A 424-nucleotide genomic window follows, 5' to 3' on the forward strand; every position below is an offset into this window, starting at 1 on the left:
AAAACACTCGAGGATGGAGGACACCGGCGACCTGAGTATATCTAAGGGAGGAGAAGCGATTGGTTTTGCCTAAGCACGCACCTCTCGTGGGTGGAACGAGAAAGGAATCGACTTCTGTAGCGACCAGTAAACCAACGTGGTGAGTAGCGTGAAGGGTGGTGAACACCATGAAACCTAAACGTAAACTATACTCGATCATTGATAAAGTGTATCAAATGAGAAACCTTCTGGAAGCCTGGAAAGCCGTAAAGGCGAATAAAGGCAGTGCGGGAATAGACGGAGAAACGATTCTATGGTTTGAAGTAAATCTTCATCAGAATCTCCGAGAGATTCAACGAAAGCTCAAAGAGAAACGTTATCAGCCTCAACCTGCACGCCGACATTACATTCAGAAAGATAATGGGAAGTTAAGACCACTGGGGAT

The 424-nt window shown here is 45.8% G+C and carries 1 pseudogene; it reads left to right on the plus strand.

The window, feature by feature from the left end:
- Positions 1–167: 167 nt before the first annotated feature.
- Positions 168–424 (plus strand): annotated as a pseudogene (locus NON16_RS25160) (group II intron reverse transcriptase/maturase); the annotation flags it as partial.

The sequence above is a fragment of the Pseudalkalibacillus decolorationis genome (assembly GCF_024609785.1).
Classification (GTDB): Bacteria; Bacillota; Bacilli; order Bacillales; family Fictibacillaceae; genus Pseudalkalibacillus; species Pseudalkalibacillus decolorationis.